17 protein-coding genes are annotated in these 13,920 nt (G+C 71.9%); 5 read left to right on the top strand and 12 right to left on the bottom strand.

Annotation, left to right across the window (positions count from 1 at the left end; genetic code table 11):
• Positions 1-16: 16 nt before the first annotated feature.
• From rpsN to FJQ56_RS18225, 7 genes are read right to left on the bottom strand one after another with little or no spacing between them, the layout of a single operon-like run.
• Positions 17-328, bottom strand: a complete 312-nt coding sequence (gene rpsN, locus FJQ56_RS18255) for a 30S ribosomal protein S14 (protein WP_140011009.1) — start codon at positions 326-328, stop codon at positions 17-19.
• Entirely contained in the window at positions 328-564 is a 237-nt protein-coding gene (gene rpmB / locus FJQ56_RS18250) for a 50S ribosomal protein L28 (RefSeq protein WP_140011008.1), read from the bottom strand. Before rpmB ends, rpsN begins: the two co-directional genes overlap by 1 nt.
• 1 nt (position 565) lies before the next feature.
• Positions 566-688 (bottom strand): type B 50S ribosomal protein L36, encoded by a 123-nt coding sequence (gene ykgO / locus FJQ56_RS18245; RefSeq protein WP_140011007.1) that lies wholly within the window; start codon positions 686-688, stop codon positions 566-568.
• Positions 689-737: 49 nt separating this feature from the next.
• Positions 738-986 carry a 30S ribosomal protein S18 gene (gene rpsR / locus FJQ56_RS18240; protein ID WP_140011006.1) on the bottom strand — a complete coding sequence of 83 codons (249 nt, stop codon included), beginning with the start codon at positions 984-986 and terminating at the stop codon, positions 738-740.
• Positions 983-1,165 carry a 50S ribosomal protein L32 gene (gene rpmF, locus FJQ56_RS18235; RefSeq protein WP_140011005.1) on the bottom strand — a complete coding sequence of 61 codons (183 nt, stop codon included), beginning with the start codon at positions 1,163-1,165 and terminating at the stop codon, positions 983-985. Before rpmF ends, rpsR begins: the two co-directional genes overlap by 4 nt.
• A 35-nt stretch (positions 1,166-1,200) precedes the next feature.
• Positions 1,201-2,277, bottom strand: a complete 1,077-nt coding sequence (locus FJQ56_RS18230) for a GTP-binding protein (RefSeq protein ID WP_140011004.1) — start codon at positions 2,275-2,277, stop codon at positions 1,201-1,203.
• Complete coding sequence (locus tag FJQ56_RS18225) at positions 2,274-2,549, bottom strand: type B 50S ribosomal protein L31 (RefSeq protein WP_140011003.1); 276 nt, start codon at positions 2,547-2,549, stop codon at positions 2,274-2,276. Before FJQ56_RS18225 ends, FJQ56_RS18230 begins: the two co-directional genes overlap by 4 nt.
• A 403-nt stretch (positions 2,550-2,952) precedes the next feature.
• On the opposite strand from FJQ56_RS18225, the gene FJQ56_RS18220 reads away from it, so the two are divergent.
• Entirely contained in the window at positions 2,953-3,669 is a 717-nt protein-coding gene (locus FJQ56_RS18220) for a TIGR02391 family protein (protein ID WP_140011002.1), read from the top strand.
• 250 nt (positions 3,670-3,919) lie between these two features.
• Here the strand turns inward: FJQ56_RS18220 and mce are convergent, their stop codons facing one another.
• Entirely contained in the window at positions 3,920-4,375 is a 456-nt protein-coding gene (mce, locus tag FJQ56_RS18215) for a methylmalonyl-CoA epimerase (RefSeq protein WP_140011001.1), read from the bottom strand.
• Positions 4,376-4,518: 143 nt separating this feature from the next.
• Here mce and FJQ56_RS18210 point away from each other — a divergent pair, with 143 nt between their 5' ends.
• Together FJQ56_RS18210 and meaB are read left to right on the top strand one after the other, a co-directional pair.
• Complete coding sequence (locus FJQ56_RS18210; RefSeq protein WP_140011000.1) at positions 4,519-5,709, top strand: acetyl-CoA C-acetyltransferase; 1,191 nt, start codon at positions 4,519-4,521, stop codon at positions 5,707-5,709.
• A complete protein-coding gene (gene meaB, locus FJQ56_RS18205) occupies positions 5,693-6,661 on the top strand; it encodes a methylmalonyl Co-A mutase-associated GTPase MeaB (protein ID WP_140010999.1) in 969 nt (322 codons plus the stop codon). Before FJQ56_RS18210 ends, meaB begins: the two co-directional genes overlap by 17 nt.
• Before the next feature lie 208 nt (positions 6,662-6,869).
• On the opposite strand, the gene FJQ56_RS18200 is transcribed toward meaB, so the two are convergent.
• A complete protein-coding gene (locus tag FJQ56_RS18200) occupies positions 6,870-8,126 on the bottom strand; it encodes an endonuclease/exonuclease/phosphatase family protein (RefSeq protein ID WP_140010998.1) in 1,257 nt (418 codons plus the stop codon).
• 108 nt (positions 8,127-8,234) lie between these two features.
• On the opposite strand from FJQ56_RS18200, the gene FJQ56_RS18195 reads away from it, so the two are divergent.
• Both FJQ56_RS18195 and FJQ56_RS18190 read left to right on the top strand, forming a co-directional pair.
• Positions 8,235-9,179 carry a tetratricopeptide repeat protein gene (locus tag FJQ56_RS18195; RefSeq protein WP_140010997.1) on the top strand — a complete coding sequence of 315 codons (945 nt, stop codon included), beginning with the start codon at positions 8,235-8,237 and terminating at the stop codon, positions 9,177-9,179.
• Positions 9,180-9,213: 34 nt separating this feature from the next.
• Entirely contained in the window at positions 9,214-9,978 is a 765-nt protein-coding gene (locus FJQ56_RS18190; RefSeq protein WP_170215463.1) for an EI24 domain-containing protein, read from the top strand.
• Between the two features lie 100 nt (positions 9,979-10,078).
• Here FJQ56_RS18190 and FJQ56_RS18185 read toward each other — a convergent pair whose 3' ends face one another.
• The 3 genes from FJQ56_RS18185 to FJQ56_RS18175 form a co-directional block, all read right to left on the bottom strand.
• Positions 10,079-11,704 (bottom strand): RCC1 domain-containing protein, encoded by a 1,626-nt coding sequence (locus FJQ56_RS18185; protein ID WP_140010995.1) that lies wholly within the window; start codon positions 11,702-11,704, stop codon positions 10,079-10,081.
• Between the two features lie 258 nt (positions 11,705-11,962).
• Entirely contained in the window at positions 11,963-12,379 is a 417-nt protein-coding gene (locus FJQ56_RS18180) for a universal stress protein (protein ID WP_140010994.1), read from the bottom strand.
• Between the two features lie 5 nt (positions 12,380-12,384).
• Complete coding sequence (locus FJQ56_RS18175) at positions 12,385-13,917, bottom strand: APC family permease (protein ID WP_140010993.1); 1,533 nt, start codon at positions 13,915-13,917, stop codon at positions 12,385-12,387.
• Positions 13,918-13,920: the final 3 nt, after the last annotated feature.

The following is a 13,920-nucleotide window of genomic DNA, read 5'->3' as shown; positions in this document are numbered from 1 at the left end:
GGGCAGGTGAGGGTCCTCACCACGAGGACTTGGTGATCCCGGGCAGCTCGCCTCGGTGGGCCATCGCGCGCAGGTTGATCCGCGACACCCCGGCCTTGCGCAGGTAGCCGCGCGGTCGTCCGTCGACCTGATCGCGGTTGCGGACCCGGCTGGGGCTCGCGTCGCGGGGGAGCTTGTTCAGCGCACGTACGGCGCCGTCGCGTGCCTCGGTGTCGCCGGTGGCGACGGCGTGACGCAGGGTCTGCTTCAGCGCGGCACGGCGCTCGGCGTACCGGGCGACGGTCTGCCGACGCCGTTCGTTGGCCGCGATCTTGGACTTCTTGGCCATCAGACCCTCCCGCCCCGGGCGACGATGTCGGACACGACCCGCTCGATGCCTCGCTGGTCGACCGTCTTGACGCCGCGTGCGCTGAGGGTCAACGTGACGTGGCGCCCGAGGCTGGGCACCCAGTAGCGCTTCTTCTGCACGTTGACGTCGAACCGGCGCCGGGTGCGCCGGTGGGAGTGGGAGACGTGGTTGCCGAACTGGGGCGTGGTGCCGGTGACCTGGCAGACGCGCGCCATCTCAGCCCTGCCGCGTCTTGAGCCGGGGGTTCAGCTTGTTGATGACGTAGGTCTTGCCGCGTCGGCGTACGACCTGGGAGCCGGGTTGGTTCTTGACCGAGCGGATCGAGTTGCGGACCTTCATCTGGTTCCTCCTGGGGATGGTCGGTAGCGGGTAGTGGTCTGAGCTGTTGTCAGCGGTGGCTGGAGTAGGGGAGCAGGGCCATCTCCCGGGCGTTCTTGATCGCGCGGGTGACCATGCGCTGCTGGCGAGGCGTGACCCCCGTGATGCGGCGCGCGCGGATCCTGCCGCGGTCGGAGACGAACGTGCGCAGCAGCGCGACGTCCTTGTAGTCCACGCTGGCCACGCCCGGGTGGAGCTGGGGTGACCTGCGCTTGCGCCGGACGACGGGCGCGCGGGACCTCGTCGTGCGGTCGCTCATCGCGCGGACCCCGTGACGGGGTCGACGAGGCCGCGCTGGACGGCTCGCACGAGCCTGCGGGGGACCCGGTGGACCTCGCCGGCGACGACCACCGGCACGAGGTCGGTCGGGGTCGACTTCCACTGCGAGCGTCGGTGTCGGGTGTTGCTGCGCGACGTGCGTCGCTTGGGGACGGCCATGGGGACTCCTCTGGTGGTCGGTGCGTGGAAGTGGGTCAGGCGGCGTCGAGGACGTCGCCGAGCCACGGCTCCAGACCGTCCTCGACGACGGCCCAGGTGCGCTGGTCCTCCAGACCTTCCTGCGGGGTGAGCAGGAGGTCCTCGAACGCACGGGGCAGGTCGCTGGGCGTCGGGCCCAGGCCGGTCAGGACGATCCGGGTGAGCGGGGTACGCCGTCCCCACCTGCCCGTGGTGCCGATGCTGAGCTGTCCGCCGGCTCCCGCCCAGTGCTGGAGGGCTCCGGGCCGCGTCGGGACCCAGAAGCAGCCACGGGAGCGGTGTGGTCCTGCGCCGAGCGACTCCACGTTCTCCAGCAGGCGCTCGGGATGGAAGGGGCGGGGCGAGCACAGGTCGAGGCGCCAGGCCAGGCTCCCGGTCAACGTCGCGAGCGGGGTCTCGTCGATCGGGAACGACCAGGCCTCGGCGGCCGCGGGCGAGTGACGGCCCGCCAGCAGGGCAGTGGGGTCGAGCGAGTCGGCCCCCGAGGCGATGTGGGCGGTGGGCCGAGCCAGTGCCCGGACCAGGTCGAGCCCCTCCGGACCCGGGTCGCGGTCGAGCACCACGAGGTCGCAGGCCTCGACCAGCGCGCACGCCACCTCGCCGACGCCGCGGTCGTCGTCGGGACCGGTGTGGAGGCCACGCTCGGCCAGTGCCGCGTCGGAGAGGAGGGTGTCGACGACGTCGGCTGCCGCGACCGCGCTGACCAGCTGGGCCAGCCGGAGGCGACGGGCCAGGCGCCGGTCGCGAGACACCGCTCGGGTGACCTGCTGGGCCTCCATCGAGAGCGGCAGGCCGACCACGATGGCACTCCAGCGGTGCTCCCGTGCCAGGCGCTCGAGGGTGGGCAGCACGTCCTCCCTCAGCGCGCAGCTCGTGCAGGCGTGCTCCAGCGCGGTGGTCTCGTGCTCGATGACGCCGGTCGCGTCGCTGACCACGCGGGACAGCACCTGGTGCAGCGGGTCGATCCGGTGGCGGACCACGACGGCGTTGGCCAGGTCCCACGACAGGCTCATCAACGCGCTGTCCATGGCGGTCTCGTCCACTCCCGTCACGACGATCAAGGGCGTTCTCATCGCGACTGCTCCCCGGCGCCCGCCCGCTTGCCGTAGCGCCGTTGGAACGCCTCGACGCGACCCTCGGAGTCGAGCGTGCGCGCGGTCCCGGTCCAGAACGGGTGGCTGTCACTGCTCGTGTCGACGTCGACGACGGGGTAGGTCGCCCCCTCGAGGTCGATCGACGGCAGGTCCGCGCGCGAGGACAAGGTCGACTGGGTGAGCACGACGTGGCCCGTCGAGCGGTCGCGGAAGGCGACCGGCCCGTAGGCGGGGTGGATGGTCTTCTTCATAGATCCGCCTCCTAATAAGAATCGTTATCAGTATGCATGACGGTGGTCGGGCTGTGAAGCCGGGCTCGTCCTGTGGTCGCGCGCGGGCGGGCGAGACCGAGGGTGCAAGGGCCATCCGGGTCGTCTGGGACGTCCTGTCCGCGGTCGAGTCACCGGGAGGGCGGGGCTCAGGGCTCGAGGCGGCAGCAGGTGAGGCGTGAGCCGGGGAGGGCACGTACGCACCCAAGACAGTCGGGTCCACGTTGGGCCGTCCCGTCTGGCCAGCCCCTGCAAACGCAAGGTCGATGGTCCTCGTTGCGACAATCGCGTCCATCGGTCTTCGCAGTACGCCGAATGAAGGGCTGTAGAGCGGCGCAGTCCGGCGCTGCCGTGCGTGTCCGTGCCAGCAACTAGCGTGACCGCCATGAATGTGGAGTGGATGCGCGGGATCCTCGACGAGTACGTCCGCCTGTCCAACCTCATCAACATGGCCGAAGAGATGCAGGTCCCGGAGGAGGCCCACGAGCAACATGACGAGCTGCAACGCCTCGTCTACGCAGTGAACGCCATCTTTGCGAAGCTGAATGAGCCCCCGATCAGCGCCGGCCTCGGTGACCACGACCGCTCCGACCCGGCCTGGTACTGGGTGAGGAACGGTCAACACGCTCAGGGCGTCCTCACGCACCTCGATGCGGTCGCTGAGATGAACCGCACCGAGTCCCCGACGCTAAACGCCAAGTCGCTCCACCCCTGGGTTTGGGATGCCGCAGCCGCATTTTGGACAGCCGGACACTTCGCCGCTGGCGTCGAAACCGGTGCGAAGGCCTTGACCGCCTTTGTGCAGACGAAGTCCGGGAGCAGGCTAGCCGACCGGGAGATGGCTGCAGACCTGTTCTCGCAGAAGGCAAAGGCCGGGGCCACCCGCCTCTGGCTACCGGGCGACCGAGACCAAGACACATGGAAGTCCCGTCAGGACGGTCTGCACAACCTCGCAATGGGTGCGTACGCCGGTATCAGGAACGTCGCGGCGCATTCAGTTGAGACGGGGTGGACTGAACAAGAGGCGCTCGAGTACCTGGCGGTACTCTCGACGGTCGCTAGGTGGGCTGAGGAGACCGAGGTCGTCGTCTGCTCGGAGTAGAGCTAGAACCAGTCAATCCAGGGACGTGTATAGACCTGACCGCCCAGCGTGAGCGCCACGCCGCTCATCATCAAGGACCGGCAGTGCAAACGCGGTGGAAAGTGGCTGTCGCCCAGGAGGGATCAGCCCCGGTTGGGTCTGCTCGAGCTGATTGAGCCGGGCGGCGCCCGCCGCCGATGGGCGTTCGCGGCTGTGTCACCCGAGCCGTCGGGCGCCCCGCGCCCCAGAGACCGGCCGCACGGCCGATCCGTCAGTAAGTGGTCGGCGCCGCCGGCTCGACCAGCTCGACGAGGATGCCGCCGGCGTCCTTGGGGTGCACGAAGTTGATGCGCGAGTCGGACGTGCCGCGCTTGGGGGCGTCGTACAGCAGGCGCAGGCCGCGCTCGCGCAGGATCGCACTGACCGCCTCGACGTCGGTGACGCGGTAGGCGACCTGCTGGCAGCCGACGCCGTTGCGCCCGATGAACTTGGCGATCGTCGACTCCTCGCTGAGCGGGGCGAGCAGTTGCACGTGGGAGCCGGAGTCGCCGACGGCCATCATCGCCTCGCGGACGCCCTGCTCGTGGTTGGTCTCCTCGTGCGCGAGGCGCATGCCGAACGTGTCGCGGTAGAACGCGATCGCCTCGTCGAGGTCGGGCACGGCCATCCCGACGTGGTCGATCGCAGTGAAGAGGTGGTCGGGGATCTCGAGCGTCATGGCGGCCATTGTGCTGTTCTCCGGGCTGTCGACCTCCGGGCGTCCGTGTGACCCTCGCCTCACTCGCGGGCCGTCGTACCCTCTGCCCGGATCAGGTGAATGATCGGTAACCTCGCGGACAGACCACCCTTTCCCACCCGCGGAGGCACCTCATGTCCGGATCCGTCATCGTCGCCGGTGCGCGTACGCCGATCGGCCGCCTGCTCGGCGGCCTGAAGTCGCTCAAGGCGACCGACCTCGGTGGCGTCGCCATCGCGGGGGCGCTCGACAAGGCCGGCGTGACCGGCGAGCAGGTCGACTACGTGATCATGGGGCAGGTCATCCTGGCCGGCGCCGGCCAGAACCCCGCCCGCGAGGCGGCCGTCGCCGGTGGCGTCCCGATGGACGTCCCCTCGATCACCATCAACAAGGTCTGTCTCTCGGGGCTCAACGCGATCGCGATGGCCGACCAGCTGATCCGCGCCGGTGAGTGCGAGATCGTCGTCGCGGGGGGCATGGAGTCGATGACCAACGCGCCCCACCTGCTGATGGGCTCGCGCGAGGGCACGAAGTTCGGCGACACCAAGCTCGTCGACTCGATGGCCTACGACGCGCTGTTCGACCAGGTCACCCAGCAGGCCATGGGCCTGCTGACCGAGGAGATCAACGCGGCCGGCACCAACCTGACCCGCGAGGAGCAGGACGAGTTCTCCGCCCTGTCGCACCAGAAGGCTGCCGCTGCCTGGAAGAACGGCGTCTTCGACGACGAGGTCGTCCCGGTCTCGATCCCGCAGCGCAAGGGCGACCCGGTGGTCGTCAGCCAGGACGAGGGCGTGCGCGGCGACACCACCGCCGACTCCCTCGCCAAGCTGCGCCCCGCCTTCTCCAAGACCGGCACCGTCACCGCGGGGTCCTCCTCGCAGATCTCCGACGGCGCGGCCGCGGTGGTCGTGATGAGCAAGGCCAAGGCTGAGGAGCTCGGCCTCACCTGGCTCGCCGAGATCGGTGCCCACGGCATGGTCGCCGGGCCCGACTCCTCGCTGCAGCTGCAGCCGGCCAACGCCACCGCGCTGGCCTGCAAGAAGGAGGGCATCGAGCCCGCCGACCTCGACCTGGTCGAGTTCAACGAGGCTTTCGCCGCCGTCGGCATCTCCTCGGCCCGCGAGCTCGGCCTGCCCGACGACAAGGTCAACGTCAACGGCGGGGCCATCGCGCTCGGCCACCCGGTCGGCATGTCCGGCGCGCGCGTCGTCCTCCACCTCGCGCTCGAGCTCCAGCGTCGCGGCGGCGGCGTCGGTGCCGCTGCGCTGTGCGGTGGTGGCGGCCAGGGCGACGCGCTGATCGTGCGTGTCCCCAAGGCATAGCGGTCGGCGTCGGGTCGACGTACCCGACCTCGTCGCACGGGCCCGGGGTGGCGAGCCCCGGGCCGTCGCCCGGTTGATCTCCCTCGTCGAGGACGAGTCGCCCGCGCTGCGCGAGGTGACCGCGGCGCTGGCCCCGCACACCGGCCACGCCCAGGTCGTCGGCATCACCGGCGCCCCCGGTGTCGGCAAGTCCACGACCACCAACGCCCTGGTCGCGGCGCTGCGGGAGGCCGGCCGACGGGTCGGCGTCCTCGCGATCGACCCGTCCTCGCCGTTCTCGGGCGGCGCGCTGCTGGGCGACCGAGTACGGATGGGCGACCACGCCGACGACCCCGGCGTCTACATCCGGTCCATGGCTGCCCGCGGCCACCTCGGTGGGCTGTCCTGGTCGACGCCGCAGGCGATCCGTGTCCTGGACGCCGCGGGGTTCGACGTCGTCCTCGTCGAGACCGTCGGCGTCGGGCAGAGCGAGGTCGAGGTCGCCGGCCTCGCCGACTCCACCGTGGTGCTGTTGGCCCCCGGCATGGGTGACGGCATCCAGGCCGCCAAGGCCGGCATCCTCGAGGTCGGTGACCTGTACGTCGTCAACAAGGCCGACCGCGGCGGCGCCGACCAGGTCGTACGCGACCTGCGCTCGATGCTGGCCCTGGGTGACCGCCGCCCCGCAGCGTGGGCGCCGCCGATCCTGACGACCGCCGCGTCGTCCGGCGACGGCGTGGCCGAGGTGGTAGCGGCGCTCGACGAGCACCGCGCCTGGTCGCAGGAGTCCGGTGAGCTGCGGCGCCGGCGCGAGCGTCGCGCCCGCGCCGAGATCGAGGCGATCGCGGTCGCGGCGCTGCGCACGCGGTGGACGCAGGTGGGGGAGCGCGACGAGCTCGATGGGTTGGCGGCTGCGGTCGTCGCCGGGGTCAGTGACCCGTACGCCGCCGCGGACCGGTTGTTGGCGGACTGATCGGTCTGCGGTTGATGGGTGGGGCTGCGTGGGGTGGGTTGGGAACGTCGGCGGCGGTGGTCTCGAGGCTCGTCGCTGGGGCTCCTCGCACCTCGACCGGCGTGGGGGTGCCTCGACCGGCGTGGTGGGTTGGCAGCGGCGGCTGCGGGGGTCTCGAGGCTCGTCGCTGGGGCTCCTCGCACCTCGACCGACGTGGGGTAGGGGTGGGTTACTTGAGCTTGACGTCGACCCAGACGGTGCGGTGGTCGGAGGAGGGGAAGGGGAACTCGCCGGTCAGGCGCGACAGCGGGTCGGAGGGGACGGGCCAGAAGATGCCCGCGCCCTTGACCTGCAGCCCGCGCCGCGACGGCAGGACGTAGTCGGCGCGCAGGTTGCCCGGGGCAGGTGCGTCGCTGAAGTCGGCGGTGTCGTAGCGCGGGTCGCCGCGGTGGGTGGCGTTGGCGCCGCCCTGGCGTGCTGCGGCCTCCGGCCCTCCGGCCGAGGTCGGGCGGGGGTCGACGATGCGGGGGGAGTCGAGCAGCTGGTCGACCGCGGCCGCGACCGAGTCGCCGTCGAGGGGGTCGGCGTTCTGGTCGCCGGCGATCACGAACGACGCGTCGCGCGCCAGGCCGCCGTACTGACCGCGGTCGTCGTAGATGTACGCCGCGTCGCGGCCACCGGCGACGTAGTCGGCCCAGAACCGGATCTCGTCGTGGTTGCGCTTGCCGTTGCGGTCCTCGGGACCGTCGAAGGTCGGAGGCGTCGGGTGGGAGACGAGGAAGTGCACCGTCTTGCGGCCGATGGTCACCGGGACGTCCCAGTGCGACTTGCTCGACAGGCGCAGGACCCGCTGCTCGGCGGGGGAGTAGAAGTCGGTCGGCAGCAGCGCGCCGGGCATGTCGGCCCAGCGGAACTGCTGGAAGGTCCGGATCCCGCGGGTGTCGATGGGGTACTTGCTCAGCACGACCATGCCGTACTGGCCCTCGAAGTCACCGAAGCCGTAGGCGTCGTTGCCGCCGCCCACCGTGCCGTTGTTGTCCAGGTCGAAGCCGCTGGGCGCACCGGTGTTGGACGGGGCGACGAAGGCGTAGGGGTAGTCGATCGCCCGGGCCCCGCCCTGGGGGACCTCGAGGTAGTTGTCGCGGAACAGGTCGACGGCACGGTTGCCCGGCTCGTAGTCGAACTCGTTGACCAGCAGCACGTCGGGGCGGGTGCGCTGGATGATCTCGGCGACCGAGCGGGCCTGCGCGTTGGTGCGGGTGCTCAGGTCGCTGACCAGCGCCCCGGCCGTGGCCCGGTTGAGGGAGGCGTTGAAGGTCTGGAAGCGCACCGTCTGGCCGGTCTGACCGTGCCCGTGTCCGGACCCGTGTCCGGGCCCGGGGCCAGGGTGACGGCCGGCGTCGGCGGGGGCGGCGGCCAGCAGACCGGCCGCCAGGATCATCAGGGAGGGCAGGGCGACCAGGCGCGCCCGAGAAAGCGTCGTCATGCCGGCCACCCTGCCACGGGTCGGGGCCGGGGTGGGCCAACGCGGGGTGAACGAGTCGGTAACCGAGCCGATGAGCGGACCGCGGCCGCCCTCCCTAGGATTGGGGCCATGACGCAGCAGCCGTTCTCCCGTCCCGGGGCCTTCGACCTCTCGGCCCTCAAGCGCCCGGCGACCCCGCCGCCGTCCGCGAGCCGGGCCCCCGGCGGCGCGCCCACGAGCGGCGCCGGCTCCTACACGGTCCACGTCACGGCCCAGACGATGCAGGACGTCGTCGAGGCGTCGATGACCGCGCCGGTGCTGATGGTGGTCTTCTCGGCCTCCCGCTCGCCGGAGAGCGCGCAGTACGCCGACGACGTGTCCGCGCTCGTCGAGCAGTACGAGGGCCGCTTCCTGGCCGGGCTCGTCGACCTCGACACCGCCCCGGAGGTCGGGCAGGCGCTGCAGATCACCCAGGTCCCGGTGCTGCTGGTGCTGCTCGACGGGCGGCCGGTGACCCAGCCGATCCCGGGCGTCGTCCCGGCCGACGAGCTCAGCGCGCTGCTCAACCAGCTCGGCCAGCAGCTCACCGCACAGGGGGTGACCGGGCGCCACCAGCCGCTCGCGGCCGGCGTACCCGACGACGAGGACGGCGAGCCGGCGGCCGACCCGCGCTACGCCGCCGCCGAGGATGCCCTGGCCCGCGACGACATCGACACCGCGGTCCTCGAGTACCAGCGGCTCGTCGACGCCAACCCCGCCGACCACGAGGCCGTCGCCGGTCTCGCGATGGCCAAGGTCCTGCAGCGCACCCAGGGTGTCGACGCAGCAGCAGCGCTGGCCGCGGCCGAGGCCGCCCCGGCCGACGTCGAGGCCCAGAGCCTCGTGGCCGACCTCGACCTCGCGCACGGCCGGGTCGAGGAGGCGTTCTCCCGACTCGTCGAGCTGGTCCGGGTGACCGCCGACAAGGAGCGCGACCGCGCCCGCGAGCACCTGATCGGCCAGTTCGCCGCCGTCGGCAACGACGACCCGCGGGTGCTCGCCGCGCGCCGCAGCCTCGCGTCCGCTCTGTTCTGACGCGGTCGTCGGGACTCAGGGCTCGGTGGTCGGGGTGAGCGAGTACGCCGCCGGCGCGGCCTGCCTGGGCCGTGGCTGGCGTCTGCTGCGCCAGCGCCCGCGGCTGCTGCTGCTCGGCATGGTGCCAGCGTTCCTCGTGTGGCTGGTGCTGGCCGCCGCCTTCGTCGCCCTGGTCCTCCACCTGACCGACATCGCCGGCTGGGTCACCCCCTTCGCCGACGACTGGGCGGCGCCGGTGCGCGACGCGACACGGTTCTTCGTGGGCATCGCCCTGGTCGTCGGGTCCGTCCTGCTTTGGACGGCGACCTTCACCGCACTCACCCTGGCGGTCGGGGACCCGTTCTACGAGCGGATCTGGCGGGCCTGCGAGGACCTGATCGGCCCGGTCAAGCTCGGCGACGGGCTGGGCTTCTGGCCGTCGGTGATCGGCGGTATCAAGCTGGCGGCGGTCGGGCTCGCGACGTCGCTGCTCGTGCTGCTCAGCGGGCTCATCCCGGTCGTGGGTCCCGTGCTCGGCATCGTGCTCGGACTGGTGCTGTCGGGTCGGCTGCTGGCCCGCGAGCTCCTGGGTCGGCCGCTGGAGGCGCGCGGCCTGGACCGGGCGGCGCAGCGCACGCTGCTCGACCCGCACCGCCGCAAGGTGCTGGGCTTCGGGGTGGCGACGCAGGCGTGCTTCTTCGTGCCGCTGGGCGGCGTGCTGATCATGCCGGTGGCCGTCGCCGGGGCGACCGTGCTGGCGCGTGACGTGCTGCCGGACGAGCGGGGTCCGGCGTACGCGGGGGAGCTGCGGGCCTGGTAGGTCGTGGGCTTGTGGGTGGGTCTTCGGGTGGGTTGGGTGGGTCGGCTGCGGTGGTCTCGAGGCTCCTCGCCGGGGCTCGTCGCACCTCGACCGGCGTGGGTCAGCGAGGGGTGAGGACCTTGACCGGGACGAGGGCGTTCGGGGTGATGGTGCCGTTGCCGAGCCGACCCAGGGCTGCCTGGCCCCAGGACGCGGTGAGCCTGGTGCTGGTGAGGGCCCAGCTGGAGGAGTAGCCGGCCGTGACCGCGGTGGCACCGGCGCCGGCGAGCGGGTTGCCGGCACCGGTCGAGGTGACCACGACCGGCACCAGGGCCCGGGTCGTCGTGCCGTTGCCGAGCTGGCCGTTGCCGTTGAAGCCCCAGGCGTAGACGCTGCCGTCGGAGGCGGCGGCGACGTTGTGGCTGCTGCCGGCGCTGATGGCGACGATCGTCCTGGTCCCCATCGCGCTGCGGTCGACCAGGACCGGTACGGAGGAGCTGCCTGTGCCAGTGCCGTCCCCGAGCCTGCCGTTGCCGGCGTTCCCCCAGGCGTAGACGGTGCCGTCGGAGGTCAGGGCGAGGCTGTGGTCGAACCCGGTGGCGATGGCGGTGACGACCTTGTCGGCCATCGGGGTGCCGGCGGTGGTGACCAGGACCGGCACGGTGGAGTCGGTGCTCGCGCCGTTGCCGAGAGCGCCGGCGGCGCCGCTGCCCCAGGAGTAGACGCTGCCCTCGGAGTCCAGGGCGAGGCTGTGGCCGGCCCCGTTGGCGACGGCTGTGATCGTCTTGCCGGCCATCGGGGTGCCGGTGGTGGTGACCGCGACGGGCACGCTGGAGCTGGCGGTCCCGCCGTTGCCCAGCTGCCCGCTCCCGCCGCTACCCCAGGCGTGCACGGTGCCGTCGGTGGCGACGGCGAGGTTGTGCACCGGGCCGGCGGAGATGGCGGTGAACCTCCTCGAGGTGTTGACCCTGACCGGCTTGAGCGCGTTCGAGGTGTTGCCGGTGCCGAGCTTGCCGTAGCTGCCGCTGCCCCAGGCGTACAGGTTCCCGTCGGAGGCCAGAGCCAGGCTGTGGTAGTCGCCCGTGGCGACGGCGGTGATGGTCTTGCCGGCCATCGGGGTCCCGGTGGTGATGACCGCGACCGGCGTCGCGTAGTCGCCCTGGTTGTCGACGCCGAGCTGGCCGCCGCCGCCCGCGCCCCACGCGTAGACGGCGCCCGAGCTGATCGCGAGCACGTGGTTGGCCGTCGGGCCGGTGGAGATCGCGGTGAAGGGACGGTAGGTGATCGTCCAGGACTCGGAGAGGGCCTGGTGGCTCGCGAGGAGCGTGACGGTGTCCCCCGGCGTCGGCGCTGCCCCCGGCGCGACGGTCAGGGAGGTCGTGGCCGTGCCGTTCGCGTCGGTGGTCACCGCGGCGCTGGTGGCGCCGCCGGTGAACCGCAGCCACGAGGACGAGGAGAGGGTGAAGATCACGGTCGCGCCGACGATGGCGTTGAACTCGTCGTCGTACAACGAGACGCTCACGACCCGGGAGGCTGCGGTGTCCTCGGCGAACGCAGGCCCCGACGGGTTGGTGCGCTCCATGAGGGTCGCCCCGGACGGGGCCGATGCCGCCACGGCCGGCGACGCGGCGACGACGGTGATCGCCGGCGCCGCCCAGGCTGCTGCCCCCAGTACCGTCCTCCGGCTGGGGCGAGCCGGGTTCTGGCCGGAGGTGGTGACGTCGTCGGTGATGGTCGTGCCCGTCATCGTGGGGATGGAATGGGCGGAACGCTACGGTCCCTGCGACGTGGCCGTGGAGGAACGCGCGAACTGCGTGACGCTGCGGGGTCTCGAGGCTCAGGCCTGGCGGCCTTCGCACCTCGACCGACGTGGGGTCGGCAGTGATGGGCTGGGTTGGGTGGGTCGGCTGCGGTGGTCTCGAGGCTCAGGCCTGGCGGCCTTCGCACCTCGACCGACGTGGGTCGGGGGTCGTCGTACGTCGGCCGGCGTGGGGCGGCGTGGGTGTCAGTCGGCGAAGGGGACGCAGAGCACGGGGCGGGTGCTGAGGTGGAGCAGCTTGTGGGGTGTGGAGCCGAGCATGGCGCCCTTGAGGGGGCTCTCGCCGGCCGTGCCGACGACCAGGACGCTGGCGTCGTGCCTCTCGCCGACCTCGAGCATCGCCTGGGCGGGCTTGGCGTCCACGAGCTCGATCCGGGTGTCGACCCCGGCGGCTCGCGCGCGCTCGACCGCGTGGGAGAGCGCGGTCCGGCCGATCTCGCGCAGGGCGTCACGGTGCGCGTTGGACTCCTCGCCGAGGCCGCCCGGAGGTCCGGCGCCGTAGACGAGGACGAGCACCTCGCCGAACCGCAGGGCGACCGAGATCGCCGTGGCGAGGGCGGCGTCCGCGCCCGGGGACTCGTCGTAGCCGACCACCACTGCCATGTCGCTCAGCCTTCCAGACCGTCGGGGTCCGCCGTACCGGCCTTGATGCCGTGGACGACGTCGGGATCGGGCAGGCTCGCCCGCTCCTGCCAGTAGCGGCCGTCCTTGACCCGCCAGAAGAGCATGAACGCCACCCCGACCAGGAAGATCGCGATGCCGATCACCAGCGGTGGTCCGACGCCGAGCCACGAGACCCCGCTGTAGGAGTTCTCGGGGTCGGACATGTCGCGGACCGAGAGCACGAGCAGCCAGATCAGCAGCGCCGATCCGACGAGCGGGCCGACGCCGATCAGCAGCAGGTTCTTGGGGCTCTCGAGCAGGTGCTTGCGGTGGTAGACGGCGCAGGCGATCCCGGTCAGCGCGTAGTAGAACGCGATCAGGAGCGACAGGGCCGTGAGGGAGTCGAAGAGCGCGTTGTCGCTGATCTGGTAGATGCCGACGTACCAGGCGATCGCGATCGCGGCGACGGTCCAGGTGCTGACGTCGGGCGTGCGGTGCTGGGGGTGGATGCGACCCAAGGAGGCGGGGAGCGCGTGGCGTCGCGCCATCGACAGGGCCGTGCGCGAGGCCGGGATGATCGTCGTCTGCGTCGAGGCGATCGCGGAGGTCGCCACGGAGGCGAGCACCACCCAGCCCCAGGGGCCCATCACCAGGTCGGCGAGGTCGGCGAAGATCGCCTCCTCGGAGTCGGCGTTGTCGGTGAGCCACGTGGTGCCCGCGAAGGACACCACGGCGACCGCGACGGCGACGTAGGTGACCAGGAGGATCACGGTCGAGAGCACGGCCGCACGACCCGGCGTGCTGCTCGCGCCCTTGGTCTCCTCGCTGAGGTTGACCGCCGACTCCCAGCCCCAGTAGGCGAAGACGCCGAGCAGCAGGGCGGTCGTGAGCCCGCTGCCGCCAGCGCCGAACGGGTTGAGCCAGCTCAGCGAGGGGTCGATCGGGCTGACCGCGCCCGGCGTGTTGTCGGTGACGGCCCGAGTGATCGCGACGACGGCGAACGCCAGCAGGGAGGCGACCTGGGCGATCATCAGCGCGTTCTGCAGCTTGGCCGAGACGTCGGCTCCGAGGATGCAGACGTAGGTCAGCGCGATGATCAGCAGCACCGCGAGCGGCATCCGGATCCAGGCGTTGTCGGCCGCGGCGTCGGCACCGAACGTGCGCAGCGTGAAGCTGACGCCGACGTCGGCCAGGGACCCGACGACCAGGATCCCCGTCATGGCGATGGCCCAGCCGCCGATCCAGCCGAACCACGGGCCCATCGCCCGCGTCACCCAGCTGAACGTCGTGCCGCAGTCGGCGTCGACCCGGTTGAGGTAGAGGAACGCGGTGGCGATCAGGGCCATCGGCACGAACGAGGCCAGCAGCGCACCAGGCGCGTAGACGCCGACCGCGGCCGCGATCGCCCCGATCACCGCCGCGAGCGAGTACGCCGGGGACGTGGCGGCGAGCCCGATGACCAGGGCGTCGACGAAGCCGATCGCGCCGGCCTTGAGGGCGGGCTGCTGCTCGGGGTGCTTCTCGGTTGCCTGTGCCATGCC

Source organism: Nocardioides plantarum (assembly GCF_006346395.1).
GTDB classification, from domain to species: domain Bacteria; phylum Actinomycetota; class Actinomycetes; order Propionibacteriales; family Nocardioidaceae; genus Nocardioides; species Nocardioides plantarum.
Note: the sequence above shows the minus strand (reverse complement) of the source record. Positions and strands in the feature narration are given on the sequence as shown.